This is a genomic window from Qipengyuania sp. L-5Y (assembly GCF_056859455.1).
Genome location: NZ_JBSXOM010000030.1, coordinates 48,033 through 71,926, shown reverse-complemented (window position 1 = coordinate 71,926; position 23,894 = coordinate 48,033). Strand labels below are relative to the sequence as shown.

Annotated in this window: 22 protein-coding genes; 9 read left to right on the top strand and 13 right to left on the bottom strand. The window is 61.5% G+C overall.

From position 1 onward, the window contains the following. The first annotated feature begins 167 nt into the window (after positions 1-167). The 3 genes from AC13F2_RS10395 to AC13F2_RS10385 are packed head-to-tail and all read left to right on the top strand — an operon-like array spanning position 168 to position 2,597. On the top strand, positions 168-821 hold the full coding sequence (locus AC13F2_RS10395) for a Tim44/TimA family putative adaptor protein (protein ID WP_482964565.1): 654 nt from the start codon (positions 168-170) through the stop codon (positions 819-821). 25 nt (positions 822-846) lie between these two features. Continuing rightward, positions 847-2,040, top strand: coding sequence for a murein transglycosylase A (gene mltA, locus AC13F2_RS10390; RefSeq protein ID WP_482964564.1), 1,194 nt, complete (start codon positions 847-849; stop codon positions 2,038-2,040). Next, positions 2,037-2,597: a Smr/MutS family protein gene (locus AC13F2_RS10385; RefSeq protein ID WP_482964563.1), complete on the top strand. Its 561-nt coding sequence runs from the start codon at positions 2,037-2,039 to the stop codon at positions 2,595-2,597. The genes mltA and AC13F2_RS10385 overlap by 4 nt, the downstream gene beginning before the upstream one ends. 99 nt (positions 2,598-2,696) lie before the next feature. Here the strand turns inward: AC13F2_RS10385 and katG are convergent, their stop codons facing one another. From katG to aroC, 4 genes are all read right to left on the bottom strand, one after another. Next, complete coding sequence (katG, locus tag AC13F2_RS10380; protein ID WP_482964562.1) at positions 2,697-4,889, bottom strand: catalase/peroxidase HPI; 2,193 nt, start codon at positions 4,887-4,889, stop codon at positions 2,697-2,699. Between the two features lie 195 nt (positions 4,890-5,084). Beyond that, a complete protein-coding gene (gene ahpF / locus AC13F2_RS10375; RefSeq protein WP_482964561.1) occupies positions 5,085-6,674 on the bottom strand; it encodes an alkyl hydroperoxide reductase subunit F in 1,590 nt (529 codons plus the stop codon). 169 nt (positions 6,675-6,843) lie between these two features. Continuing rightward, positions 6,844-7,410: an alkyl hydroperoxide reductase subunit C gene (gene ahpC / locus AC13F2_RS10370; protein ID WP_103024527.1), complete on the bottom strand. Its 567-nt coding sequence runs from the start codon at positions 7,408-7,410 to the stop codon at positions 6,844-6,846. A 240-nt stretch (positions 7,411-7,650) separates the two neighbouring features. Next, entirely contained in the window at positions 7,651-8,718 is a 1,068-nt protein-coding gene (gene aroC / locus AC13F2_RS10365) for a chorismate synthase (protein ID WP_482964560.1), read from the bottom strand. Positions 8,719-9,013: 295 nt separating this feature from the next. Between aroC and ruvA the strand changes: the two genes are divergently transcribed. From ruvA to ruvB, 3 genes are read left to right on the top strand one after another with little or no spacing between them, the layout of a single operon-like run. Further along, positions 9,014-9,619, top strand: coding sequence for a Holliday junction branch migration protein RuvA (ruvA, locus tag AC13F2_RS10360; protein WP_482964559.1), 606 nt, complete (start codon positions 9,014-9,016; stop codon positions 9,617-9,619). After that, positions 9,616-10,014 (top strand): GFA family protein, encoded by a 399-nt coding sequence (locus AC13F2_RS10355; protein WP_482964558.1) that lies wholly within the window; start codon positions 9,616-9,618, stop codon positions 10,012-10,014. Before ruvA ends, AC13F2_RS10355 begins: the two co-directional genes overlap by 4 nt. Continuing rightward, entirely contained in the window at positions 10,007-11,032 is a 1,026-nt protein-coding gene (gene ruvB, locus AC13F2_RS10350; RefSeq protein WP_196847713.1) for a Holliday junction branch migration DNA helicase RuvB, read from the top strand. Before AC13F2_RS10355 ends, ruvB begins: the two co-directional genes overlap by 8 nt. Positions 11,033-11,624: 592 nt before the next feature. Here ruvB and AC13F2_RS10345 read toward each other — a convergent pair. Genes AC13F2_RS10345 through acnA form a run of 4 tightly spaced genes read right to left on the bottom strand, consistent with a single transcriptional unit; the run spans position 11,625 to position 16,035 of the window. Then, a complete protein-coding gene (locus tag AC13F2_RS10345; RefSeq protein WP_482964557.1) occupies positions 11,625-12,146 on the bottom strand; it encodes a hypothetical protein in 522 nt (173 codons plus the stop codon). A 60-nt stretch (positions 12,147-12,206) separates the two neighbouring features. Beyond that, complete coding sequence (locus AC13F2_RS10340) at positions 12,207-12,926, bottom strand: prolyl hydroxylase family protein (protein ID WP_482964556.1); 720 nt, start codon at positions 12,924-12,926, stop codon at positions 12,207-12,209. A gap of 17 nt (positions 12,927-12,943) precedes the next feature. After that, positions 12,944-13,363: a rhodanese-like domain-containing protein gene (locus AC13F2_RS10335; protein WP_482964555.1), complete on the bottom strand. Its 420-nt coding sequence runs from the start codon at positions 13,361-13,363 to the stop codon at positions 12,944-12,946. Further along, the gene (gene acnA / locus AC13F2_RS10330) at positions 13,360-16,035 is read right to left on the bottom strand and encodes an aconitate hydratase AcnA (RefSeq protein WP_397489841.1); all 2,676 of its coding nucleotides are present in this window, start codon (positions 16,033-16,035) and stop codon (positions 13,360-13,362) included. Before acnA ends, AC13F2_RS10335 begins: the two co-directional genes overlap by 4 nt. Before the next feature lie 215 nt (positions 16,036-16,250). On the opposite strand from acnA, the gene AC13F2_RS10325 reads away from it, so the two are divergent. After that, the gene (locus AC13F2_RS10325) at positions 16,251-16,421 is read left to right on the top strand and encodes a hypothetical protein (RefSeq protein ID WP_196847718.1); all 171 of its coding nucleotides are present in this window, start codon (positions 16,251-16,253) and stop codon (positions 16,419-16,421) included. Here the strand turns inward: AC13F2_RS10325 and AC13F2_RS10320 are convergent. Beyond that, complete coding sequence (locus AC13F2_RS10320) at positions 16,418-17,311, bottom strand: DMT family transporter (protein WP_482964554.1); 894 nt, start codon at positions 17,309-17,311, stop codon at positions 16,418-16,420. The two genes, AC13F2_RS10325 and AC13F2_RS10320, sit on opposite strands and share 4 nt — an antisense overlap. 140 nt (positions 17,312-17,451) lie before the next feature. On the opposite strand from AC13F2_RS10320, the gene AC13F2_RS10315 reads away from it, so the two are divergent. Continuing rightward, on the top strand, positions 17,452-18,879 hold the full coding sequence (locus AC13F2_RS10315; RefSeq protein ID WP_482964553.1) for a L,D-transpeptidase family protein: 1,428 nt from the start codon (positions 17,452-17,454) through the stop codon (positions 18,877-18,879). Between the two features lie 6 nt (positions 18,880-18,885). Here AC13F2_RS10315 and AC13F2_RS10310 read toward each other — a convergent pair whose 3' ends face one another. From AC13F2_RS10310 to ispG, 3 genes are all read right to left on the bottom strand, one after another. Further along, on the bottom strand, positions 18,886-19,593 hold the full coding sequence (locus AC13F2_RS10310; protein WP_482964552.1) for a murein L,D-transpeptidase catalytic domain-containing protein: 708 nt from the start codon (positions 19,591-19,593) through the stop codon (positions 18,886-18,888). A 61-nt stretch (positions 19,594-19,654) separates the two neighbouring features. Next, positions 19,655-20,206 carry a retropepsin-like aspartic protease family protein gene (locus AC13F2_RS10305; protein ID WP_247714225.1) on the bottom strand — a complete coding sequence of 184 codons (552 nt, stop codon included), beginning with the start codon at positions 20,204-20,206 and terminating at the stop codon, positions 19,655-19,657. A 44-nt stretch (positions 20,207-20,250) separates the two neighbouring features. Then, a complete protein-coding gene (gene ispG / locus AC13F2_RS10300) occupies positions 20,251-21,393 on the bottom strand; it encodes a flavodoxin-dependent (E)-4-hydroxy-3-methylbut-2-enyl-diphosphate synthase (RefSeq protein ID WP_482964551.1) in 1,143 nt (380 codons plus the stop codon). A 69-nt stretch (positions 21,394-21,462) separates the two neighbouring features. On the opposite strand from ispG, the gene AC13F2_RS10295 reads away from it, so the two are divergent. Beyond that, complete coding sequence (locus tag AC13F2_RS10295; protein ID WP_482964550.1) at positions 21,463-22,464, top strand: zinc transporter ZntB; 1,002 nt, start codon at positions 21,463-21,465, stop codon at positions 22,462-22,464. A gap of 118 nt (positions 22,465-22,582) precedes the next feature. On the opposite strand, the gene AC13F2_RS10290 is transcribed toward AC13F2_RS10295, so the two are convergent. Further along, positions 22,583-23,827 carry a mechanosensitive ion channel gene (locus AC13F2_RS10290; protein WP_482964549.1) on the bottom strand — a complete coding sequence of 415 codons (1,245 nt, stop codon included), beginning with the start codon at positions 23,825-23,827 and terminating at the stop codon, positions 22,583-22,585. Between the last annotated feature and the right edge of the window lie 67 nt (positions 23,828-23,894).

The window sequence follows — 23,894 nt, the reverse complement described above, 5'->3', positions numbered from 1 at the left end:
GTCGGGCACGCGTATCAATGCGCCGTGCATCCCGCCCCCGTCATCGACATCGTTCATCGCAGGAACATTGTCGGTTTGTAATTCTTCCCTATCTAGGGCAGGACGCAGATTGGACTGTCGGGGCGGATTGCCCCTCTGCAAATCAAGTCGGGAAGCAGGTTATTTAAGTGATCACCGAGATCGTCATCCTTGCCATGATCGCAGCCTTTCTGGGACTGCGCCTCTATTCTGTGCTCGGGCGTCGTTCGGAGCACGAGGAAGAAATCGTGCCGCGCCGTTTCGAACGTAGTGAGACACCGCCGCAGTCGGACAATGCACCGCAGGCTGTACGGCAGCCGGTGGTCCTGCGTTCGGGTGACGATCGCGCGCCCGCCAACGAAACCGGCATTCGCGCCATCGCTGCGGCGGACCAGAGCTTCGATCTGCTTGGCTTCCTCGAAGGGGCCAAGGGCGCGTATGCCATGGTTCTCGAAGCTTTCTGGAAAGGCGACCGGGAAACGCTGCGCGAATTGGCCGATGACGATGTGTATCAGAGCTTTGCAGGGGCGATCGACGCACGCGACAAAGCGGGCGAAACGCTTGAAAACCGTTTGATCCGGATCGAGGATGCGACCGTTCGTTCGGCAGAACTCGATGGACGGACCGCGCGCATCGCCGTGCTATTCGTTGCCGATATCGCAGCGGTCACTCGCGATGCGGAAGGCAATGTCATTGCCGGATCGCTCGACGATGCGATCGAAAGCCGCGACGTGTGGACATTCACCCGTAATGTCGGTTCTTCCGATCCCAACTGGATACTCGACGAAACCGACGAAGGCTGACGCCTTTCGCATTCCGGGAGGGAATATGCGTTATCTGCTCGTGGTTGCGGCAACGATCGCTCTTGCCGCATGTGGCCGGGTCGTGCCCGATGCCCGCCCTCCACAAAGCACGGTTCCCGTTCCTCCCCCCACCACGACCGTGCCGAGCGCCTCGTTGGCGCGGCTTTCGCGTGGGCCGGAAATCGGCTCGCTCGGGATCGGCGCCAATGATGCCACCACGGCGCTTGCATCATTTCGCGAATCCTGTCCTGTCATCCTGAAGCGCGAAGATCAGAGCGGGCTGACCCGTACCGATGATTGGCGCCCAGCATGTCAGGCCGTGACTTCCTGGCCCGTCTCAGACGCGCGGCGCTTTTTCACGAGCTATTTCGAAACGGCGCGGGTCGGCGATGGAGCGGCCTTCGCTACTGGCTACTTCGAGCCGGAAATCCGTGGCAGCCGCACGCGCGCACCGGGTTACGACGTTCCCGTTTATGCAATGCCTCCCGAACTCGTGCGCGACTGGCCGGACGACATGGCCCAGAGTGAACGCACGGGCCGTCCTCCGCTCGGGCGCCGTGACGCGAGCGGCAAATTCGTAATGTTTTACGAGCGGGCGGAGATCGAACAGGGGGCGCTCGCCAATCGCGGACTGGAGATCGCCTGGGCGGCGGATCCGGTGGAATTCTTCTTCCTGCAGATTCAGGGGTCCGGCTTGCTCCGGCTACCAGACAATTCGCTGATGCGGATCGGTTATGCCGGGCAGAACGGGCGTGAATATGTCGGGATCGGGAGCGTCATGCGGGAACGCGGAATGATCGGTCCCGGCACCCCCTACGCCACTTCGATGCAGGGCATCATGGCGTATATTCGCGATAATCCCGTCCAGGGACAGGAAGTGATGCGCCTCAACAAGAGCTGGATTTTCTTCCGCCCCCTGGACACCGACGGTCCGCTCGGGTCGCTCGGTGTACCGGTTCGCCGGGAATCCTCGGTCGCGGTCGATCCCAATTATGTACCCTACGGTGCGCCTGTCTATCTGGATCTCGAACATGATGTGGCAGATGGCCTGTGGATCGCGCAGGATACTGGCGGGGCAATCAAGGGGGCCAATCGGTTCGACACCTTCTGGGGCAATGGTGAGGATGCACGCCGGATCGCTGGAGGCATGAGTTCGCGCGGGTCGGCTCTCATTCTCGTCCCCAAGGGCACCGTCCAGCGTCATGAAACGGGCAGGTGAACGCGCCGCGGGGCCTGTCTGCCGATGAAGTCGAGGCATGGGACAAGCTCGCCGCAACGGTGAAGCGCTTGCACCCGCTCAAGCCTATCCAGCCGAAACCCGGTCATCGGCCCACCCCGCCGGTCCGCTCTTCACCAGCGAAAATCGCCGCGCCAGCGCGCGTGACGCGTGTCGCGAAGCCATCACCTCCCAAGGCCGTGCCCGTGCAGGATCGAGGGCTGGACTCGCATTGGGATCGCCGGCTCAAGGCAGGCCAGTTGCAGCCGGAGGTCACGCTTGATCTTCATGGCCACAATCTCGATGCAGCATACGACCGCCTGATGAGCGGCGTCGCACAGGCACGCGCGATCGGTGCACGAACCATTCTCCTGGTGACGGGCAAGCCGCGCCCTGTCGAAGCTGCCGATAGAGGGGCGAAGCGCGGCGCAATTCGTGCCAAGGTCTTGGACTGGCTGGCCGCCTCCAGTCACCATTCCGCGATCGCGGCAGTCCGGCGCGCGCATCAGCGCCATGGCGGTGACGGCGCCCTTTATATCGTCCTCAAACGCGAACGCTGACCCGGGTCGGATCGGCTTGCGGGTAGGTTCTGGAACAGAAAAGCCCCCGACGCGGTGTCGGGGGCTCCTCGGTGGTCGACCAATCAGGCCGTCTAGGAATTAACTATGATATTTCCGGTAGGAAATGTCAAAACGGTCGGCGTCCATCACCTTGGTCCAGGCTTTGACGAAATCCTTCTCGAATTTCTCTTCGCCGCCTTTCTGGGCATATACTTCGCCCACCGCACGGAGTTCGGCGTTCGAACCGAAGACCAGATCGGCACGGGTCGCGTGCCACTTTTCGCGGCCTTCAGCCCGGTCGGTTGCGACATATTCCTCGTCGCTGTCGTCAGTCGATTTCCAGACATTCGTCATGTCGTAGAGATGGACGAAGAAGTCGTTGGTAAGTTGACCGGAACGTTCGGTGAGGTGCCCATGGCCGCGTTCGCCGTGGTTGGCACCAAGTACGCGAAGGCCGCCGATCAATACCGTCATTTCAGGTACTGAAAGACCCAGCAGGCTGGCGCGATCGAGCATCATTTCCTCGGTCTTCACGCCCATCTTCTTCGGACGGTAATTGCGGAAGGCATCGGCTTCCGGCTCCATCCAGTCGAAGCTTTCGACGTCGGTCTGTTCCTGCGTTGCATCGCCGCGCCCGCCGGTGAAAGGCACATCCGTGGCGCCAGCCTTTTCCAGCGCAACCACACCGCCCAGAACGATCGCATCGGCAAGGCTCATGTCGCCGCGCAGTCTATCGAGCGTGCTGAGAACCTTTTGCAGGTTCGCAGGCTCGTTCACGTCCCAGTCCTTCTGCGGGCTGAGAGCAATCCGCGCGCCATTGGCGCCGCCGCGATGATCGGACTTGCGGTATGTGCTTGCAGACGCCCAGGCCGTCTTGATCAACTGGCTCACGGTCAGGCCGCTATCGGCGATCTTGGCCTTCACTTCGGAGATGAGGCTGTCCGATGGCATGGTGCCCTCGGGCACGGGATCCTGCCAGATCAGGTCTTCCTGCGGCACTTCCGGGCCGAGATAGCGGATCTTGGGGCCCATATCGCGGTGGGTCAGCTTGAACCACGCGCGGGCAAAGGCATCCCGGAATGCTTCGTGATCGTTGCGGAACTTCTCGCTGATCTTGCGGAAGCCCGGATCGCGCTTCATCTGCATGTCGGCAGTGGTCATCATGGTGGGGACCTTCTTGGAAGAATCCCAGGCCGCGGGGGCCATGTCCTCTTCCTTCTGGTCGATCGGCTGCCACTGGTTCGCGCCGGCAGGCGATTGCACGAGCTCGTAATCGTAATCGAGCAGCAGGCGGAAGTAATTCTCGCTCCACCTGTCGGGAGTGTTCGTCCAGGCGCCCTCGATACCGCTGGTCACGGTATGCTCGCCGATGCCGCCGTGCTCCTCGCCCGAAACCCAGCCGAAGCCTTGCGCTGCAAGATCTCCGCCCGCAGGTGCCGCGCCCAGCGTCGATGCATCGCCATTGCCGTGGGCCTTGCCGAATGTGTGTCCTCCGGCGGTCAGGGCGACGATTTCCTCGTCGTTCATGGCCATGCGTTTGAAGGTTTCGCGAAGGTCGCGCGCAGCGCCTTCATCGTCATGCGGGTTGCCGCCCGGGCCTTCGGGATTGACGTAGATGAGACCCATCTGGATCGCGGCGAGCGGCCCTTCGATCTGTTCGAAACCGTGTTCAGGGGCAATGCGTGTCTGCACGCCTTCGTTGACCCATTTGTCTTCGCTTCCCCAGTAGATGTCGCGTTCCGGTTCGAACACGTCGGCACGGCCACCGCCAAAGCCGAAGATCGGTCCGCCCATGCTTTCGATCGCGACATTGCCTGCCAGGATGAACAGGTCGGCCCAGCTGATGTGCTGGCCGTACTTCTGCTTTACCGGCCACAACAGGCGGCGCGCCTTGTCGAGATTGCCGTTATCCGGCCAGCTGTCCAGCGGGGCGAAGCGCTGCTGCCCGCTATTGGCGCCGCCGCGGCCGTCGGCGGTGCGATAAGTGCCTGCCGCATGCCATGCCATGCGAATGAAGAACGGACCGTAATGGCCGTAATCTGCCGGCCACCATGGCTGGCTGTCGGTCATCAGCGCGTGGAGATCCTCTTTCAGCGCCTTGTAATCGAGCGCATTGAAGGCCTCGGCATAATCGAAGTCGTCGCCCATCGGGTTCGACGGACCATTGGGGTTGAGGATTTCGGTTGCCAGCATCTCGGGCCACCAATCCTTGTTGGTACGTCCCAGAAGCGCCCGCATCCCGCCGTCGCCATGCATCGGGCAACCGCTCATTTCGCCTGTCTTCGCATCCATCGTTCGTCTCTCCACTCTACAAGACTCAGGGTGATATTGTGGAGAAAGGATGCGCCCTCGGTGCTAATGCGTCCAATCGATTAAATGCGTCGAATTGATAGCCTTAAGCGATGAAGCGGCCAGTAGTGCTCCACATGCGAAAAGCGCCGCCATCCACATGGATTGGCGACGCTTTCATGGCCGTTGGATGACGGGTCACGCGGCTTGCGCGATATCCTCGACCGGTTCGGTGCGGATGAGATAGTCGAACGCCGACAGGCCCGCTTTCGACCCTTCGCCCATGGCGACGACAATCTGCTTGTAAGGCACATCGGTCACATCGCCGGCGCCGAATACGCCCGGCAGGCTGGTGCGCCCTTCCTCGTCCGTTGCGATCTCGCCGAATTTGGTCAGCTCGAGGCCGGAATCCTTCAGCCATTCGGTGTTCGGGACCAGTCCGATCTGGATGAACACGCCTTCCAGCTCGACCCGGCGTTCTTCGCCGCTCTTCCGGTCCTTCAGGACAAGGCCGTTTACCTTGCCGTCCTTGCCAGTGATTTCCGTGGTCTGTCCGCTGGTGACGATATCGACATTGCTCATGCTGCGAAGCTTTTTCTGCAGCACTTCGTCGGCACGCAGCTTCTCGTCATATTCGATCAGCGTGACGTGGCCGACGATCTTCGCCAGGTCGATCGCCGCTTCAACGCCGGAGTTACCGCCGCCGACAACCGCGATACGCTTGCCCTTGAACAGCGGACCGTCGCAGTGAGGGCAATAGGCAACCCCTTTGTTGCGGTATTCCGCTTCGCCCGGAACGCCCAGATTGCGCCAGCGCGCACCGGTCGCGAGGATCAGGCTGCGGGCCTTGAGGCTGGCACCATTGCCGAATTCGACCGTGTGCAGCCCGCCTTCTTCCTTCGCAGGAACGAGCTTCACCGCCTTGGCGAGATCCATCAGATCGATGTCGTATTCGCCGACATGTCGCTTCAATTCGCCCGCAAGCTTCGGGCCTTCGGTGTAGGGAGTGCCCGGAAGGTTTTCGATGCCGAGCGTGTCGTGCAGCTGCCCGCCGAACCGTTCCGCCGCGATACCCGTGCTGAAGCCCTTGCGCGCGGTGTAGATAGCCGTCGCCGCGCCCGCAGGGCCGCCGCCGACGACGAGAACTTCGAAGGGCTCCTTGGCCGAAAGCTTTTCTGCCGCTTTCTCTTCGCTTCCGGTGTCGATCTTGGCGAGGATCTCGGCCAGTTCCATCTTGCCGTTGTAAAACGGCTCGCCATTCAGGAACGTGGCGGGCACGGCCATCACCTCGCGCTCGTCGACCTCGTCCTGAAACGTGCCGCCTTCGATCAGCGTCGCTGTTATGCGCGGATTTTCCAGCGCCATCAGCGTCAGGGCCTGCACCACATCCGGGCAGTTGTGGCAGCTGAGCGAGAAATACATCTCGAAATTGAAATCGCCTTCCAGCCCGCGGACCTGTTCGAGCAGATCGGCATCGACTTTCGGCGGATGTCCACCGGCCCACAGCAGCGCAAGCACCAGGCTGGTGAATTCATGGCCCATTGGCAGACCGGCAAAGCGCACCCATTTTTCCGCATCACTCGCGCGGCGGATCACGAAACTGGGCTTGCGTGCATCAGTCCCGTCGAAGCTGGCGCTGACGAGGTCGTGCAGTTGCGCAATTTCCTCGAGCAGTTCGCGCGTCTGAACGCTCTTGGCGTCTTCGCCGAGCGAGGCGACCAGTTCGACCGGCTCGCGCAAATTGGCCAGATAGGTCTTGAGCTGCTGGGTCATCGTTGCATCGAGCATGGGCGGACTCCGGGTGTCGGATGGACAATGGATTTGAAAATTGGGGAGAGTGAAAAGGCCCGGGGCGGGGGGGGAGGGGGATGCCCCGGGCCTTCCAGCGACCCGAGTCAGGCTCGGGTTTTTGTACGGAAGGCCGCTAGGCCTTCCGATCTGTCTGGCGAATTAACGCTTAGATCTTGCCGACGAGGTCGAGCGAAGGAGCAAGCGTGTCGCTGCCTTCTTCCCATGCTGCCGGGCAGACCTGGCCAGGGTTGGCGCGGACGTACTGGGCAGCCTTGATCTTGCGGGCCAGTTCGTTGGCATTACGGCCAACGCCTTCGCAGGTCTGCTCCATGATCTGGATCACGCCATCGGGATCGACCACGAAGGTCGCACGGTCGGCAAGCCCCACGCCTTCACGCAGCACGTCGAAGTTGCGGGCAAGAACGTGGTTCTGGTCGCCCAGGAACGGGAAGTTGAGCTTGCCGATCTTTTCCGACGTATCGTGCCATGCCTTGTGGCTGAAATGCGTGTCGGTCGAGACGGCATAGACCTCGACGTCCATCTTCTGGAGCATGCTGTACTGCTCGCCAAGATTTTCGAGTTCGGTCGGGCAGACGAAGGTGAAGTCGGCAGGATAGAAGAAGAATACCGCCCACTTGCCCTTCACGTCTTCGTCGGTGACGTCGTAAAAGTCTTCGCCGGCCTTGAACGCGGTGGCGGTGAACGGTTTAATCTGGCTTCCGATAATACCCATAGTATCTGATTCTCCGTGTGTTCGGGTTGAAACTCTCGAACCACAGATAGGGTGTGTTGCGATGCACAAAAGCGATATGTTGCGATTGCGAGCATCGGAATAATCGATCAATCCGATGGAACTTTCATAAAGCGCAAGCTTTCCGATATTCAGTTGCGTCTAGCGCAATCAACCGTGCGGTTTCTGCGGTCTTTTATCGCGCTTTTTACCGTCTCTCTCGCTTCATGGCTTAGACGTTGGTCACCCGCATTGCGCGCGATGCAGGATTTTGTGATCCGCCAGTACCAGCGCCATCATGGCTTCCACCACTGGAGTACCCCGAATGCCCACACAGGGATCGTGCCGGCCCTTGGTTCGCACTTCGGTCGCCTCGCCCTCGCGCGTCACGCTCTCGACGGGCGTCAAAATCGAACTGGTTGGCTTGAACGCTACGCGGCAGGTCACGGGCTGTCCGGTGGAGATGCCTCCTGCAATGCCGCCGGCGTGATTGGCTTCAAACCGCGGCCCGTCGTTACCGGGCCGCATTGGGTCGGCATTCTGTTCGCCGGTCAGGCGTGCAGCGGCAAAGCCGTCGCCGATCTCCACGCCCTTGACGGCGTTGATGCTCATCATGCCAGCAGCAAGATCGGCATCGAGCTTGGCATAGATCGGCGCGCCCCATCCTGCCGGGACACCCGTTGCCACGCATTCCACTACCGCGCCAAGCGATGACCCGGCCTTGCGCGCATTGTCGACCAGCGCTTCCCAGCGCTTGGCCGCGTGCGCATCCGGGCACCAGAAGGGATTGCGCTGGATTTCCTGCGCATCGAAATTGGCCGGATCGATCGCGTCACCGCCGATCTCCGCGACATAGGCAATGATCGAAACTTCGCCGATGACCTTGCGGGCCACCGCGCCCGCCGCCACGCGCATTGCGGTTTCGCGCGCGCTGCTGCGTCCGCCGCCGCGATAGTCGCGAAAGCCGTATTTCGCGTCATAGGCATAATCGGCATGGCCCGGGCGATAGGTGTTGGCGATCTCCGAATAGTCTTTCGACCGCTGATCGGTGTTCTCGATCATCAGGCTGATCGGCGTGCCCGTCGTCTGGCCGTCGAAGACGCCCGACAGGATCCGGACCGCATCGGGTTCCTGACGCTGGGTCGTGAACTTGTTCTGCCCGGGTTTGCGCGCATCGAGGAAGGGCTGGATGTCGCTTTCAGCCAGCGCGATGCCGGGGGGGCACCCGTCGACCACCGCTCCGATGGCGGGGCCGTGGCTTTCGCCCCAGGTGGTGAAGCGCAGCACGCGTCCGAAGGTGTTCCAGCTCATGCGGTTGTCTTAGCGCAAGTGTGGCCGCTGTCGAGCGGTGGAGCAGCGAAGATTTTCCTACATCCCGTCAACCTGGCATGATGCCGCCATGCCTTCCTCGTCGCACCATTCGTCCTTCGGTATCATCGCGCGAAAGGGCTTTCACGCCAGCGGAGTTTTTTCGCCTTGTACAGTGTAACACGTGGTCCATGTCTCGGCTCCACGTGCAGGGATCTGAACAATCGCCAGACACTATGCCGCGTACAAATGCGCGGCAGGGCTAGCCAAATTGGTGGCGATTCGGCAGGAACAAAACATGATTGCTAAGCTGAAGGGCCTGCTGGACGAAACCGGTGTCGACTGGGCGGTGATCGACGTCTCCGGCGTCGGCTATCTTGTACATTGCTCGGCCAGGACCCTGAACGCACTCGGCAATGTGGGCGAAGCGTGCACGGTCTATACCGATCTTCAGGTGTCGGAAAACGACATGCGCTTGCTCGGCTTTGCCGAGGCGGCAGAGCGGGACTGGTTTCGCCTTCTCACGCAGGTGCAGGGGGTCGGCAGCAAGGTCGCACTGGCGATCCTTTCCGCACTCTCCACGGGCGAGGTGCAGCAGGCCTGCGCCAATGGCGATGCTGCCATGGTCGCAAGGGCCCAGGGGGTTGGGCCCAAGCTGGCGGGCCGCATCGTGAACGAACTCAAGGACAAGGCAGGGGCCTTGCCCGGCGGCGGCATGGGAAGCGCCGCCCTGGCACCAACCCCTGCTGGCGGCGCCAACGCCGACGCGGTGAGCGCGCTTGAAAACCTCGGCTTCAAACCGGCTGTAGCTGCCCGTGCAGTCGCCGCAGCTCAGGGCGAATTGGGCGAGGGCGCTGGCGAGGGCGAATTGATCCGCGTCGCTTTGAAAAAGGCAGCCGGATGAGCGTCCGCACCGCCACTTGCATGTGTGGTCAGCTTACCGCGGCCTGCGATGGTGAGCCGTTCCGCATTTCCGTATGCCATTGCCTAGATTGCCAGAAGCGCAGCGGATCGTCCTTTGCCGCTCAGGCCCGGTTTCCGGCGGACAGGGTGACGACGTCCGGCAAGGCTCGGATGTTCACCCGGAAAGCCGAAAGCGGCCGAACTAGCGAACATCATTTCTGCCCGGTCTGCGGGTCGGAACTTTGGTATATCGCGCAGCCCTTTACCGACATGATGGCGATTCCGATCGGGCGCTTTGCCGATCCTTCATTTCCGCCGCCGGAATATTCCGTTTACGAAGAACGCAAGCACGGCTGGGTAGCGATCACCAGCGAGGGTACCGAACATTTTGACTGAACCCGTCCCCCTGCATTCGCCCGAGCGGCAGCCGGAAGATCCGGACGCGGCGCTGCGGCCCAAGTCGCTCAGCGAGTTCGTCGGCCAGAAAGCGGCGCGCGAGAACCTTCGTGTGTTCATCGAGGCGGCTCGCGGGCGCGGCGAAGCGATGGACCATGTGCTCTTCTTTGGGCCGCCGGGACTAGGCAAGACCACGCTGGCGCAGATCGTCTCCAAGGAACTCGGCGTGGGCTTTCGCGCCACCAGCGGCCCGGTGATTGCCAAGGCCGGCGATCTTGCGGCTCTGTTGACCAATCTCGAACCCAACGATGTACTGTTCATCGACGAAATTCACCGGCTCAATCCGGTGGTCGAGGAGGTGCTCTATCCGGCGATGGAAGACCGCGCGCTCGATATCATCATCGGCGAAGGGCCGAGCGCGCGCAGCGTGCGGATCGACTTGCCCCCGTTCACGCTCGTGGGGGCGACCACGCGTCAGGGCTTGCTGACCACTCCCTTGCGCGACCGGTTCGGCATTCCCGTCAGGCTCAATTTTTATACTGAAGACGAACTGCTCAAGGTCGTCAGCCGCGGGGCAGGATTGCTGGGCATGGCCATCGACGAAGGCGGCGCCCGTGAAATCGCCCGCCGATCGCGCGGCACGCCGCGCGTGGCAGGCCGCCTTATGCGACGCGTGCGTGACTTCGCATCAGTTCTTAAAGAGCCGGTCGTAACCACCAGAGTGGCCGACGAGGCACTGACCAGGCTCGAGGTAGACAGTCTCGGCCTCGACGCGATGGACCGGCGATATCTCACCATGATCGCAACGACCTACAAGGGCGGGCCGGTCGGCGTCGAGACGCTGGCGGCGGGCCTCTCCGAACCGCGCGATACGGTGGAGGAGGTGATCGAACCCTATCTCATCCAGCTCGGCCTCATTGCTCGCACGGCGCGGGGGCGCTGCCTCAACGATGGCGGATGGTTGCACCTGGGCCTCGCGGCACCATCGAAACCGCAGTCCGACATGTTCGACAAGTGAGCGCATCGGCGGTTTTAACCAAGGGGTGGATTCGGTCCCGAAACGGGACGGGTCGTCTTCAAGCCTCGCATTTGTCGAGAAAATTCACTTTCTGGGCGCAATAGCGATCAATAATTATGCGTGAAGACCCGGGGGGATTCACGAAAACACTATAGGATCGCGGCGGGGATGGGGGCTTCCCAAACATCCTGGCCCGGTCGTAAAAGGAATTCGAAGCGATGTCGGTCAAGTCAGCTCTTGCCAAACTATCGGCCACTGCAGCGGGCGGCGCCCTGCTTGCAGGCGGCGCGGTCCACGTTGCCGAGAAGCCGATTTCCAACAGTCCGCAATACAAGACCAAGTCGGTCAAGCAGGCCAAATATGTGAAGCAGAAGCCGCGCGCCGTCCCCCGGCCGACCGTGCCGCGCGCTCGCACCATTCCTCCGCGGCAGGCTGAATGCGTGCCCGCAGATTCTCCGCAGGCGGCCTACGATCCCAATAACATCTGTCCGCCCGTCTATCGTCAGGCGATGGTACCTGTACCGGTACCGCCGTTGCCTGCAGCGGCACCGATCGGCGGCGGCGGCTCCGCGCGCTCCATTCCGGGCGGTGGCTATGGTGGTGGCGGTTTCGGCGGCGGCTTTGGCGGCGGGTTCTTCGGCGGCTTCTTCAGCGGCTCCAGCGGCGGCGGCAGCGTCGTCGTCACTTCGACCACCTCGGGAAGCTCGACTTCGACTTCGAGCGGCGGGACATCCACCTCTACCGGGGGCAGTTCGAGCTCGACCTCGAGTGGCGGCAGCTCTTCGTCGTCCTCCAGCGGTGAAGTAAGCACCACGACGTCGTCCTCCACGTCCACCGGCGAAGTCAGCTCGACCAGCTCGACCTCCGGCGATGTGTCGACCAGCACGTCGACCTCAGGCAATATCACCAGCAGCACGAGCAGCAGCAGTTCGACGAGCTCGTCGACCAGCAGTAGCACGAGCAGCAGCACCAGTTCATCGACCAGTTCGTCGACGTCGGGCAGCTCGTCGACCAGCACCTCGACCAGTTCGGGTACGACCAGTGGAACAACGAGCGGTACCGATGTTCCGGCACCGCCGATGATGGCTCTCTTCGGTATGGCCGCTGCAGCCATTCTCGGCCGCCGCAGGTTTCGGATCAAGCGCGCCAGCTGACACTTCGCCCGGCGGCGGTGTCAGCCGCGCTGTTGCATGCTCCATTCGCCCTGACGATACCACTGCGTCACCACATGCTTGCGTCCCGCCAGAACCGGCAGGGCGGCATGCCGCGTTGCAGGATTGGGCATGCCCTGGCGGTCCATATTGTCCCATAACACCAGTAAGCCGGGCTCGGGTGCGATCTTCAAATCCAGTTCGGGAAAGTCGGTTTCACCGCCTTCCTCGACCGCGTTGAGGTAGACCATGGCGGTCCATGTGCGCTGGCCACCGCGCCGCCGCTCGATCTGCCAATGCGGCTTGTCGATCCGGAAGTGATCGCGATGATGGCGATACTCCTCGCCCAAACGATACCGCTGCCCCTGCAGCGGCTCGGCATGGTGTGAACCGATACCCGTTATCTCGCTGATTTTGGTGGCAAGTGCCCTCGTTTCCGGCAGATCCTGCGAGAAGAAATGCGTGGAACTGGTGCGCCCCCTCGGCGCGACTGTTTCCGAAAAGAGAACCGACGGCTGGATGCGACTGTCGATGATTGCGATGAGTTTGCGGCATTGCCTGGGAGACAACAGCTCCGGAAGCAGGAACAGATCGGCCTTGTCGCCGCCCATGTCCTCGATTTTCGGATGGGCCTGCACCCTCTCGCGAACCTCGGTTCCGATCGCAGCAAGGATCGCCGGATCGGCCCTTTCATCAACAGGCTCGCGCCTCAATAGCCGGGACAGGCGGCCAAGGATCGCCATGTCAGATACTTGGCCGCTCAGTCACGCGTTACCGGCAGGTGGTTGCCTTCCCAGGCCCGGATGCCACCCTTCATATGCACGGCCGTCTCGCCATTTGCCGCCAGCTTCTCTGCCGCGATACCGGAACGACGGTCGGACTGGCAGTAGAGGATGCGCTCGGCACCTTGCGGATCGGGCAGGGTGGCTGGATCGAATTGATCGACCGGAATATTGATCGCACCTTCGATGTGGCCATCCGCAAACTCTTCCGGCGTGCGCACGTCGATAAGCTGAATGGCGTCGCCGGCATCAAGCCGCAGGGCGAGCGCCTTGGGCGCGATCAGGAGAACGCCGGCCTGGTCCTGGGTTGATCCGGCGTCTGCATCGGTTGGTGCGCCCGCAGAGCAGGCGGCGAGCAAGCCCGCCGCCGTTACTGCGAGGAGTGACCGTGCGATCAAGCCGCAGCCAGGTTGCGCAGGACGTACTGCAGGATACCGCCGTTGCGGTAATATTCCATCTCGTTCGCCGTATCGATGCGGCACAGCGCGGTGAAGGTGAATGTCGATCCGTCTTCACGGGTCACATCGACTTCGATATCCTGGCCCGGCTTCAGATCGGCCAGCCCTGTGATCGAGAAGCTGTCCGTCGCAGTCAGGCCGAGCGAAGCGCGGGTTTCGCCATCCTTGAACTGCACCGGAAGCACGCCCATGCCGACGAGGTTCGAACGGTGGATGCGCTCGAAACTTTCGACGATAACCGCGCGAACGCCCAGAAGGATGGTGCCTTTGGCCGCCCAGTCGCGGCTTGAGCCAGTGCCATATTCCTTGCCGGCGATGACTACCAGAGGCGTTCCGTCGGCCTTGTGCTTCATGGCGGCGTCGTAGATCGCCATCTGCTCGCCATTGTAGGTGGTGTAACCACCTTCGACGCCCGGAACCATTTCGTTCTTGATACGGATGTTGGCAAAGGTGCCGCGCATCATCACGTCGTGATTGCCGCGACGCGAACCGTAGGAGTTGAAGTCCTGCTTCGAGACCTGATGGCTCTTCAGGTATTCGCCGGCCGGGCTGTCTTCCTTGATTGAACCAGCAGGCGAGATGTGATCGGTCGTTACCGAATCCCCGAGGATCGCCAGCGGTTTCGCACCGGCGATATCCGTGACCGGCGCAGGCTCCATGCCCATGCCTTCGAAGTACGGCGGGCTCGCTACATAGGTGCTGGTCGGGTTCCAGCTGTAGGTATCCGACGCCTCGACATTGATCGCCTGCCAGTGCTCGTCGCCCTTGTAGACGTCGGCATAGCGGGTGACGAACATTTCGCGGTCGATATTGGCCGCGCGATGCTCGCGCACCTCTTCGTTGGTCGGCCAGATGTCGGCCAGCATCACGTCATTGCCGTTCTGATCCTGGCCGATCGGCGTGTCGGTGATGTCTTCCGTCACCGTGCCCTTGAGGGCGTAAGCGACCACGAGCGGCGGGCTGGCAAGGAAGTTCGCGCGCACGTCTGGCGATACGCGGCCTTCGAAATTGCGGTTGCCCGAAAGGACCGACGCCGCAACGATGTCGTTGCCGTTGATCGCCTTGGAGATCGGCGGAGCGAGCGGGCCCGAATTGCCGATGCAGGTGGTGCAACCATAACCGACGAGATCGAACCCGAGCGCGTCGAGATCGGTCTGCAGTCCGCTCTTTTCGAGATAGTCGGTGACGACCTGCGATCCGGGAGCCAGCGAGGTCTTGACCCAGGGCTTCGGCTTCAGGCCCTTTTCGTTGGCTTTCTTGGCAACCAGCCCCGCAGCGATCAGCACATCGGGGTTCGATGTGTTGGTGCAGCTGGTGATGGCGGCGATGACAACGTCGCCGTCGCCGATGTCATGGTCCTTGCCGTCGACCTCGACACGCGCCGGCTTGTCCTTCTTGTACACCGTGGCGAGATCGCTGTTGAACAGCTCGTCCACCTGCGGCAGCGCCACGCGATCCTGCGGGCGCTTGGGCCCGGCAAGGCTGGGCACGACCTTCGCGATGTCGAGTTCGAGCGTCTTGGTGAAGACCGGCTCGTTCTCGGGGGTGAACCACATGCCCTGTTCTTTCGAATAGGCTTCGACCAGCGCGATCGTTTCTTCGTCGCGGCCGGTCAGGCGCATGTATTCGAGGGTCTTCTCGTCGATGCCGAAGAAGCCGCAGGTTGCGCCGTATTCGGGCGCCATGTTGGCGATCGTCGCGCGATCGGCGAGCGTGAGGTTAGCGACGCCTTCGCCGTAGAATTCCACGAACCGGCCGACCACGCCGACTTCGCGCAGCATCTGAACGCAGGTCAGCACCAGGTCGGTGGCGGTCACGCCTTCCGCCATGGCGCCGGTCAGCTTGAAGCCGACGACTTCGGGGATGAGCATGGATACCGGCTGGCCGAGCATGCCGGCTTCGGCTTCGATACCGCCGACGCCCCAGCCCAGCACACCGAGACCGTTGATCATGGTGGTGTGGCTGTCGGTGCCGACGCAGGTGTCGGGATAGGCGACCAGCTTGCCATCATCGCCTTCGGACGACCACACGCCCTTGCCCAGATATTCCAGGTTCACCTGGTGGCAGATGCCGGTACCCGGGGGCACTGCGGTAAAGTTCCGGAAGCTCTTCGAACCCCATTTGAGGAAGTCGTAGCGTTCCGCGTTACGGGCGTATTCGAGTTCGACGTTCTTTTCGAACGCCTTGGGGTGGCCGAATTCGTCGACCATGACCGAGTGGTCGATCACCAGATTGACCGGAACCTGCGGATTGATCTTGGACGTTTCGCCGCCCAGCTTGCTGATGGCGTCACGCATTGCGGCAAGGTCCACCACGCAGGGGACGCCGGTGAAATCCTGCAGCAGCACGCGTGCCGGGCGATACTGGATTTCCTTGCCGGTGGCCGGGTTCTTCTGCCAGTCCGCGATCGCTTGCGCATCGTCGGTGGATACGGTGAAGCCGCCATCCTCGAAGCGGAGCATGTTCTCGAGCAGGACCTTCAGGCTGAAGGGCAGCTTCGACACGTCGCCGATTGTCTTCTCCGCCTTGGCGAAGGAGTAATAGGCGTAATCCTTGCCGTTCACGGTGAGGGTTGAGCGGGTTCCGAGCGTGTCCTTGCCGACCTGAGTCATGCGCGCGTCTGTCCTTTCAGTTGAGAGCCGTCATCTGACCAATGGACAGAGCGGCAGAATGTGCCGCGCACCTGCGCTGAACCTGCGCAAAAATCAAGTGCGCGGCAGGGTGGTGTGCGGCTTTGACGGAACTTCGCGCAGCTTTCTCTGGTTATTAAGGCTAAATCATGGCAATAAGGCCGTATTGGCCAAAAGGCTGAATGAGGGAGTTTCACATGTCTCCGCTATCGGATGCGGGCGAACGCTCACGTGGTCCGCTTCGTTTTGCAGTAATCGCTGCCGCGCTTGGCATTGTCGGTTGCTTTGCTGCTGCTTTCACTTTTGCAGACGGGCCCGCCCAGGCTGGCGAGACCGAGCGATCTACCGAACAGCGACCAAGCCGCTAGGGAACCTCTGGCACGATCGCGACGCGACGTTTCCGGGTCGCTACCCAACATGATGTGATGATGATTGCGGTGCCGATGGTCGTCGGCATGGTCAGCGGTTCGGCGAAGAACAGCCAGCCGAACAGCGATGCCCACAAGAAGCCCGAATATTCCAGCGGCACCAGCACCTGCGCTTCGGCGCGCGCATAAGCCCAGGCAAGACCCATCGCCCCGGCCACGGTCAGGAAGGCAGCAGCGGCCAGATCGCCCAGTATTTCCAGGTTTGGCATTTCGTACAGGAACGGCGCCGCCAGCCCCAGGATGATTACCGATACCCCGGAATGGAAGGTCGCGATTTCGGCTGGCCCGGCAACCTGCGATTGCCGCCGGATCAGTATGAAACTGTAGGCATAGAGCAAAGCGGACGCCAGGATCGATGTGAGCCCCAGCGCCGTGTCGGCATCGAAATCCGCCTGGCCGATCTTGCCGCCGATAATGATCAGTGTGCCGATAAAGCCCAGTATGGAGGCATAGATTGCCTCTCGCCGGATCGCCTCGCCCAGCATTACGCGCGCAAGATAGAGCGCGATCAGCGGTGCCACGAAACTGATCGCAATCGCTTCGGCCAGCGGCAGTTTGGTGATCGCGTAAAAGAACGTCAGCGCCATGAACGTCGCTATGATCGAGCGCTGCAGATGAAGTTTGAGTACCTCGGGACGCGGCCAGCGGGCGCGGCCGCGCACGAGCCACAGCGGAAGCGCAATGCCGGTTGCAATGACCGAACGCAGCCATGCCGCCGTCAGCGCACCCACCGCCAGAGCGGCGCTTTTCATGAACGCGTCCATCAGGGACAGACAGGCAACCGCGAACGCAGCCGCAAAGACTGGCAGCAAGGCATGGTCCCGGTTCATCGCCACGCCCTATGCGCCCTTTCTGCTATAGTCACCGACAATTCAGGCCTGCGAAAGAAGGGATATTGGATTAGCCCTGTGCATTGGGCTATTATCCGGCCACACGCGCTGAACGGCGCGGGGCGCATCTGGTAGGACTTATGACACGTTTTCGTTTGATTTTCGGCACTGCAATGGGGGCGGCCCTTTGCGCGACTTCTGTCCTGGCTCAGGACAACGCGCCGGAAAACCTCGTCCCTCCCGAACCGGCCAAGGTGACGGAAAAGCTTCCCGATTACCGCACCCAAGCCGCGCAGCAGCCTGCTACGCCAAGTGTCGATGAAAGCTTCGACGATATCCGCACATCGTCGCGCGAAATCGTCCAGCAGCTTCCTGTCTATGTTCGCGAATGGTCCGTTCCGCAGGCAAAAAAACTGCTCGCGTTCATCCCTACGGTGGAGGCCGAGGGCCTGTCGCCCGCCGATTATCGTGCCGACGAGCTTTCCGCAGCGATTGCAAACGGTCCCGGCACCGCGCTCAATGAAACAGCCAGCGAGATTTTCGTATGGCTGGTGGAAGACCTGCGCGACGGACGCACCCCTATGGACGCTCGCCGTCAGTGGTTTGTCGTGGATCCCGATCCCGACGTCCTGCCTTCGGATCGCTTGCTCCTGACGGCTGTTGAGACGGGAGACATTGCCGGGACGCTGACCGCACTCAACCCGGTATCGCCCGACTATGCGCGGCTGAAGGAAGAACTCGCCAGAACGACCGATCCGGCGAAGCGCAAGCTGATCCGCGCCAACATGGATCGCTGGCGCTGGCTGGGACGCGATCTTGGCAAGCAATATCTGCTGACCAACGTGCCCGAATATCAGCTTCGCCTCACGGTGAATAACAAGATCATCAAGAACTACCGCGTCGTAGTGGGCAAGCCCGGACGTACTGCGACGCCTCAGCTGGCCGAAATGGTCGAGGCCGTGATCTTCAATCCAACCTGGACGGTTCCGCAGTCCATCGTGAAGGGTGAAGGTCTGGGTGCGAAGGTACTCAACAATCCGGGATGGGCGCGTGCCAACGGTTACAAAGCGACCAAGGGCGCCAACGGCTGGGTAACCGTCGTTCAGCAGCCGGGACCGGGCAATTCGCTCGGTCTGATGAAGCTCGATATGCCCAACGAACACGCGATCTTCCTGCATGATACACCGGCCAAGGCGTTGTTCAATCAGGACAGCCGCGCCCTCAGTCACGGCTGTATCCGGGTGCAGGGCGCTCGCGAACTGGCGATGACCATGTCGATGCTCGGTAATGCCGCCAATCGTGACGAATTGCCGGCAATCCAGCAGGAAGTATCTGAAATCACCGCCGGCAGGGAATACACGCGCTATCCGATGGCGAAGCAGTGGCCGGTCTACATCACCTATTTCACCTACGGGGTGGATGTGAACGGAAACCTGACCAAGTTTGCCGACATATATGATCGTGACGCGCCGGTTCTCGCGGCACTGGACGCTCCGCGCCAGAGCGATCGTGCACGTCAGACAAGTGAAGAAGTGGTCGAAATCGTCGACGACCTGCAGACCAGCTGACGCCGCCTAGAACGCGCCGGGATTGGTCCGTTCGTAGGTTCCGCCATATTCGTTACGCAGCAGATCGTATTGTGCGATCGGCGGCGTAACGGTGGTGCCGTCTTCTGCTAGACCGTAACTGCCGCATACCAGCAGGCGACCCCCGGCAAGATCGATCAACGCGCGGTCGAACTGGTCCGGCCCCATGGCAAAACATCCGTTTGACCGCCCGAGGCGGCCGTATCGTTCGACATGCTCAGGCGTCGCATAATTCGCCTTGTGCATGACGATCGCACGGGGGAGGGCGTTGGAGTTGGTCGGGTCGAGGCCGTCCAGCCTTATCGAAGTGCCATACCGGCCGACATACCAGCTGCGTGTCATGAACGCGCCGCGGCTCGATGCTTCGCTGCCTTCTATGTTGGAATACCGTTTCAGCCAGCCGTCGTGTTCGCTATCCGAACCCGTGCCATGGCTGACGTGATAGCTTGCCACCCGTTCGTTCTCGAGGTCTACGAAATGGAAGCGTCGCCGGGCCGAATGCAGTCCGAAATCTGCGATGGCGACGATATCCTTGCGCCAGATATTTCCGCCGACCCTGGCCAGTTCTTCGCGGGCGATGTCCATAAGCTTGGCATCGCGCGTGGCAGTGGGATTCCACTGTGCAAACAGTCGGCTCGGCAGGGCTATGGCTGCGCCGGCGGCCAGCGATCCTTTGAGAAGGTCCCGTCGTTTCATGTCGGTCACCCTATCAGCACGGTTCTGGCCGCGCCATGAACATTGCGCCGGAACGAAAGACCTATTCGCCAAGCACCATTTTGTCGTGTTCTATCCGAACCGGCTGAATGGTGGAAAGGTAACTTTGACCCAAGAGCGATGTGTCCAGGCCTTCGGGCACAATGATCGCGCTGACATTATTCGCCTCGTGCCCGTTCAGCGAAATATGATCGAGCGTGAGTGCGACCCCGAAAACCGGACCGGATGCGCCGCGTGCGATGGGCCGGACATCGGCAGCCGACCAGTGCAATCCTGCCGCGCGCGCATCGGCGCCAGTCAGTGCCACGACACTGGCCCCCGTATCGATCAGGAAATGGATCCGCGAATTGTTGACCATGGCATCGGCATAGAAATGTCCATCGCCTGCGCGGGCGAGTTCCGTCGTGCCAGCCACCCATGATGCGTAGTCGAGCGTTTCGGGCATCGGCTGCTCACCCGCGAAATTCCCGGTCGCGGTTTTGTCAGCGGGTTCGGGGTTCGCGCTGTGCGTCGCCGCATCGAACGCACCTCCGGGAACGAAGGCACTGCCGACGAAAGCCAGTACTGCAACGGCAAGAAGGGCGGCCTCACGCATAAACGCAAGATTGGCCGATCAAGCTTAATTTCGGGTAAAGCGGGTTACTCCGCCGCTTCCTTGGCATGCGGATCGAAGGCTACGGCTTCGCCTGCCTCGATCTGGGCGGCTTTGGTTTCGACGAGCCGGACGATGTGGTCGAGCATGTCGTCGCTTTTCACATGATGATCGGTGACGCCCGACAGATAGACCATGTGCTTGCCATTACCGCCGCCGGTGATGCCGATATCCGTTTCCCGAGCCTCGCCCGGGCCGTTCACGACACAGCCGAGCACCGACAGGCTCATCGGCGTCTTGATATGCTCGAGCCGCTTCTCCAGCGTTTCGACCGTACGGATCACATCGAAGCCCTGGCGGGAACAGCTGGGGCAGGAAACGACCCGCACGCCGCGGGTGCGCAGGCCCAGGCTCTTGAGGATTTCGTAGCCGACCTTCACTTCCTGCTCGGGCTCTGCCGAAAGCGAAACGCGGATCGTATCGCCGATACCGGCCCACAGGAGGCTGCCGATCCCGATGGAGCTTTTCACCGTCCCGCCGACGAGACCGCCCGCTTCGGTAATGCCCAGATGCAAGGGACAATCCACCGCATCTGCGAGCCCGTGATAAGCCGCCACTGCCAGGAACACGTCGCTCGCTTTGACGGCCACCTTGAATTCGTGGAAATCGTGATCCTGCAACAGCTTGATATGGTCGAGCGCACTCTCGATCAGCGCTTCGGGGCACGGTTCGCCATATTTCTCGAGCAAGTCCTTCTCGAGACTGCCCGCATTGACGCCAATGCGGATCGCGCAGCCATTGGCCTTGGCTGCGCGGACGACTTCGGCGACGCGTTCGGACGAACCGATGTTTCCGGGATTGATGCGCAGGCACGCTGCGCCCTTGTCCGCCGCTTCCAGCGCCCGTTTGTAATGGAAATGGATGTCGGCAACGATCGGAACGTTGGCCGCCTTGGTGATCTTGTCGAAATGTTCGGTCGCTTCCGCCGTCGGGCATGACACGCGGATGATGTCCGCGCCGGCATCCTCGCAGCGGCGGATCTGGTCGATCGTCGCGCCCACATCCTCGGTCGGCGTGTTGGTCATGGTCTGCACGGTGATCGGCGCATCGCCCCCCACGGGGACATTGCCGACCATGATCTGGCGGGACTGGCGGCGCACGATATCGCGCCATGGGCGTACGGAGGACATGACACGGATATAGTCGACCGATCATTAAGGGGCAATGACAGCAGCGGCTCCATGTTGCATGATGGGCCGATGAGTCAGGAAACCGATGCCGCCGACAACGATACTCCCCTGCTGTTCGGGCGTGTGCTCGATGGAACGGGCAGCGCACGGACGATCCACTGGGACGAGGTCCAGAGCTGGCAACCGTCCACTCCCGATGAAGTGCTCTGGATCCACATTTGCCGCACTCGGGACGGCGTGAAGCACTGGCTCGAAGATCATCTCCGGATTCCCGAGCCCACCGCAGAACTGCTGACCAGCGACCAGACCCGGCCGCGCGCGTTTCGCGAAGGCACCAATCTGGTCGGCACGCTGAGGGGGATCAACTTCAACCCGGGCGCGGAGCCGGAAGACATGATCTCCATGCAGTTCTGGTGTGACGGAAGGCGGCTGGTGACGCTGCGCCGTCATCCCCTCCAGACACCGCGCGAAATCGTATCGTTGCTCGATCGCGGTGAAGGCCCGCCAGACGCGGGCGCCACCATCACGCTGCTGGCCGAACTGCTCATCACCCGCATGAGCCAGTCCATCGTCGATATGAACGAGGTTCTCGATCTTCTGGAAGACGACGATCCCGACGAGCACGCGGATCAGATGCTCACCAAGATCTCGAGCATTCGTCGCAATTCGCTCGCCCTCAAGCGGCACATGGCCCCGCAACACGAGGCACTCGAACAGATCAGCCGCGATGCACCAGCCTGGTTCGAGGATCACGATCGGCGCGAGATAGCCGAAAGCATCGCGCGTCTGCGTCGCTATCTGGACGATATCGATATCAGCAAGGAGAGCGCGGTTGTCCTGCAGGACGAACTGCGCGCGCGCAGCCTCGCCAGCAGCGAACACGCAACCTACATGCTTACGATCGTGGCGGGCATCTTCCTGCCACTGAGCTTTCTGACTGGCCTCCTCGGCATCAACGTGGGAGGCATGCCGGGCATGAATAACCCGGAGGCTTTCTGGGCAGTCGTCGCTCTGTGCGCGCTGCTCTTCGTTGGGCTGCTCGTCGTCTTTCGACGCCTGCGCTGGCTCTGATGGTGATGCGAAATCCGGTGACGCCATACCAGCTGTTTTCCGACGAGACTGAATAGGAAAAGGACGCGGAGTGGTTGGCTCCGCGTCCTTTGCGCATATTCCAGAAAGGTCGGCTGGATCAGGCGCCCGGCGGCAAGGGATCGGTCGACTTCGACGCAGCCTTGCGACGCGGTGTCGGCGTTGGTGCAGAACCAGTTCCGCCCAGATCGTTATCCATCTGCTCAAGCTTCCGTGCGGCCCAGTCGCGGCCGCCAAGGCCGAAGGCCAGAGCGCCTGCGACAGACACGCCGGCAATCAGGATCGTCAGCGCATTGGCCGGGATCATACCGCCAATGCCGGTGAACTGCAGGCCCATGAAGACGAACAGGATGATGGTTGCCCACCGCACGATGGTCGCCGCGGTCGTCCCGCCTGCATCGCCCGCAATGAGACGGGCAAGCAGATTGGCGATCAGGAAGCCAAAGGCGATGACAACCGCTCCGAAGATGACCCTTCCGCCCAATTCGAGGAGCTGGTCGAGGATCGCCGTCAGTTCGGGAAAGCCGAGCAGCCTCGTCGCCGCGATGGCGAAGAACAGCAGGATCGCAACCTGGGCGACGCGGGCGATGATTGCCGATGCTGTGGTGCCCTCGGTGATAAGACCGCTTTCCGCCAATGCCCTATCGACGCCAAGCCCCGGAAGAACTTCCTTCAGGATCTGCACGACGAACTTGCTGATCAGATAACCCATGCCCAGCAGAACGGCGGCGCCGATGATGTTGGGAATGGCCGAGAAGATCATTTCGAGCATGCGCGATGCAGGGTTGCTGATCGATTCGATACCGAGCTGCTCAAGCGCTGCAATAGCCACGGGAATTGCGATCAGGACGTAGACGATCGTGCCGATGGTTTTGCTGATGGCGGGGTTGCCGGTGACATTGTCGACCCCACCGCGATTGGCCCATTTGTCGAAGTCGACGGTCTGCAAGGTCGTGATCACAAGGTCGCGCGCAATTCGTGCGACCATCATGCCGATGAAGAAAATGAGTCCTGCCCAAAGAAGGTTAGGCAGAAATGCCACGACATTCTGAAGCAGGCTGTCGATCGGTCCGGACACGCCGCCGAGATCGAGGATGTTGAGAATGACCAGCAGGCCGAACAGCCAGATCAGTAGGCTGACGATTTTCCCAAGGGATTCTCCTAGCGACTGGCCGTTACCGGTTCCGCGTCTGAAGAAATCCACAGTGTCGACGAGCTTGGCGAATGCCCATTTAGCCGCGCGTGCGGCAAGCCAGGTCACGACAAGCGCGATCAGGGCGAGAAGAATTTTCTCCCCCAGATCCATCGCCAACTGTTCGTTGAAACGATAACGGTCGAAAATCATCAAGCCTCTCCCCGTTGGTGCTCGGTCGGACGAGCGTATCATGCCGAGCCGCGTGAACAAAATCGGT

Bases quoted from the DNA above. Each gene is read 5' to 3' on its own strand.
- mltA (WP_482964564.1), top strand. From the start codon at position 847: ATGCGTTATCTGCTCGTGGTTGCGGCAACGATCGCTCTTGCCGCATGT.
- katG (WP_482964562.1), bottom strand. From the start codon at position 4,889: ATGGATGCGAAGACAGGCGAAATGAGCGGTTGCCCGATGCATGGCGAC.
- ahpF (WP_482964561.1), bottom strand. From the start codon at position 6,674: ATGCTCGATGCAACGATGACCCAGCAGCTCAAGACCTATCTGGCCAAT.
- ahpC (WP_103024527.1), bottom strand. From the start codon at position 7,410: ATGGGTATTATCGGAAGCCAGATTAAACCGTTCACCGCCACCGCGTTC.
- aroC (WP_482964560.1), bottom strand. From the start codon at position 8,718: ATGAGCTGGAACACCTTCGGACGCGTGCTGCGCTTCACCACCTGGGGC.
- ruvA (WP_482964559.1), top strand. From the start codon at position 9,014: ATGATTGCTAAGCTGAAGGGCCTGCTGGACGAAACCGGTGTCGACTGG.
- AC13F2_RS10355 (WP_482964558.1), top strand. From the start codon at position 9,616: ATGAGCGTCCGCACCGCCACTTGCATGTGTGGTCAGCTTACCGCGGCC.
- AC13F2_RS10345 (WP_482964557.1), bottom strand. From the start codon at position 12,146: ATGGCTGCAGCGGCCATACCGAAGAGAGCCATCATCGGCGGTGCCGGA.
- AC13F2_RS10340 (WP_482964556.1), bottom strand. From the start codon at position 12,926: ATGGCGATCCTTGGCCGCCTGTCCCGGCTATTGAGGCGCGAGCCTGTT.
- acnA (WP_397489841.1), bottom strand. From the start codon at position 16,035: ATGACTCAGGTCGGCAAGGACACGCTCGGAACCCGCTCAACCCTCACC.
- AC13F2_RS10325 (WP_196847718.1), top strand. From the start codon at position 16,251: ATGTCTCCGCTATCGGATGCGGGCGAACGCTCACGTGGTCCGCTTCGT.
- AC13F2_RS10320 (WP_482964554.1), bottom strand. From the start codon at position 17,311: ATGAACCGGGACCATGCCTTGCTGCCAGTCTTTGCGGCTGCGTTCGCG.
- AC13F2_RS10315 (WP_482964553.1), top strand. From the start codon at position 17,452: ATGACACGTTTTCGTTTGATTTTCGGCACTGCAATGGGGGCGGCCCTT.
- AC13F2_RS10310 (WP_482964552.1), bottom strand. From the start codon at position 19,593: ATGAAACGACGGGACCTTCTCAAAGGATCGCTGGCCGCCGGCGCAGCC.
- AC13F2_RS10305 (WP_247714225.1), bottom strand. From the start codon at position 20,206: ATGCGTGAGGCCGCCCTTCTTGCCGTTGCAGTACTGGCTTTCGTCGGC.
- ispG (WP_482964551.1), bottom strand. From the start codon at position 21,393: ATGTCCTCCGTACGCCCATGGCGCGATATCGTGCGCCGCCAGTCCCGC.
- AC13F2_RS10295 (WP_482964550.1), top strand. From the start codon at position 21,463: ATGAGTCAGGAAACCGATGCCGCCGACAACGATACTCCCCTGCTGTTC.
- AC13F2_RS10290 (WP_482964549.1), bottom strand. From the start codon at position 23,827: ATGATTTTCGACCGTTATCGTTTCAACGAACAGTTGGCGATGGATCTG.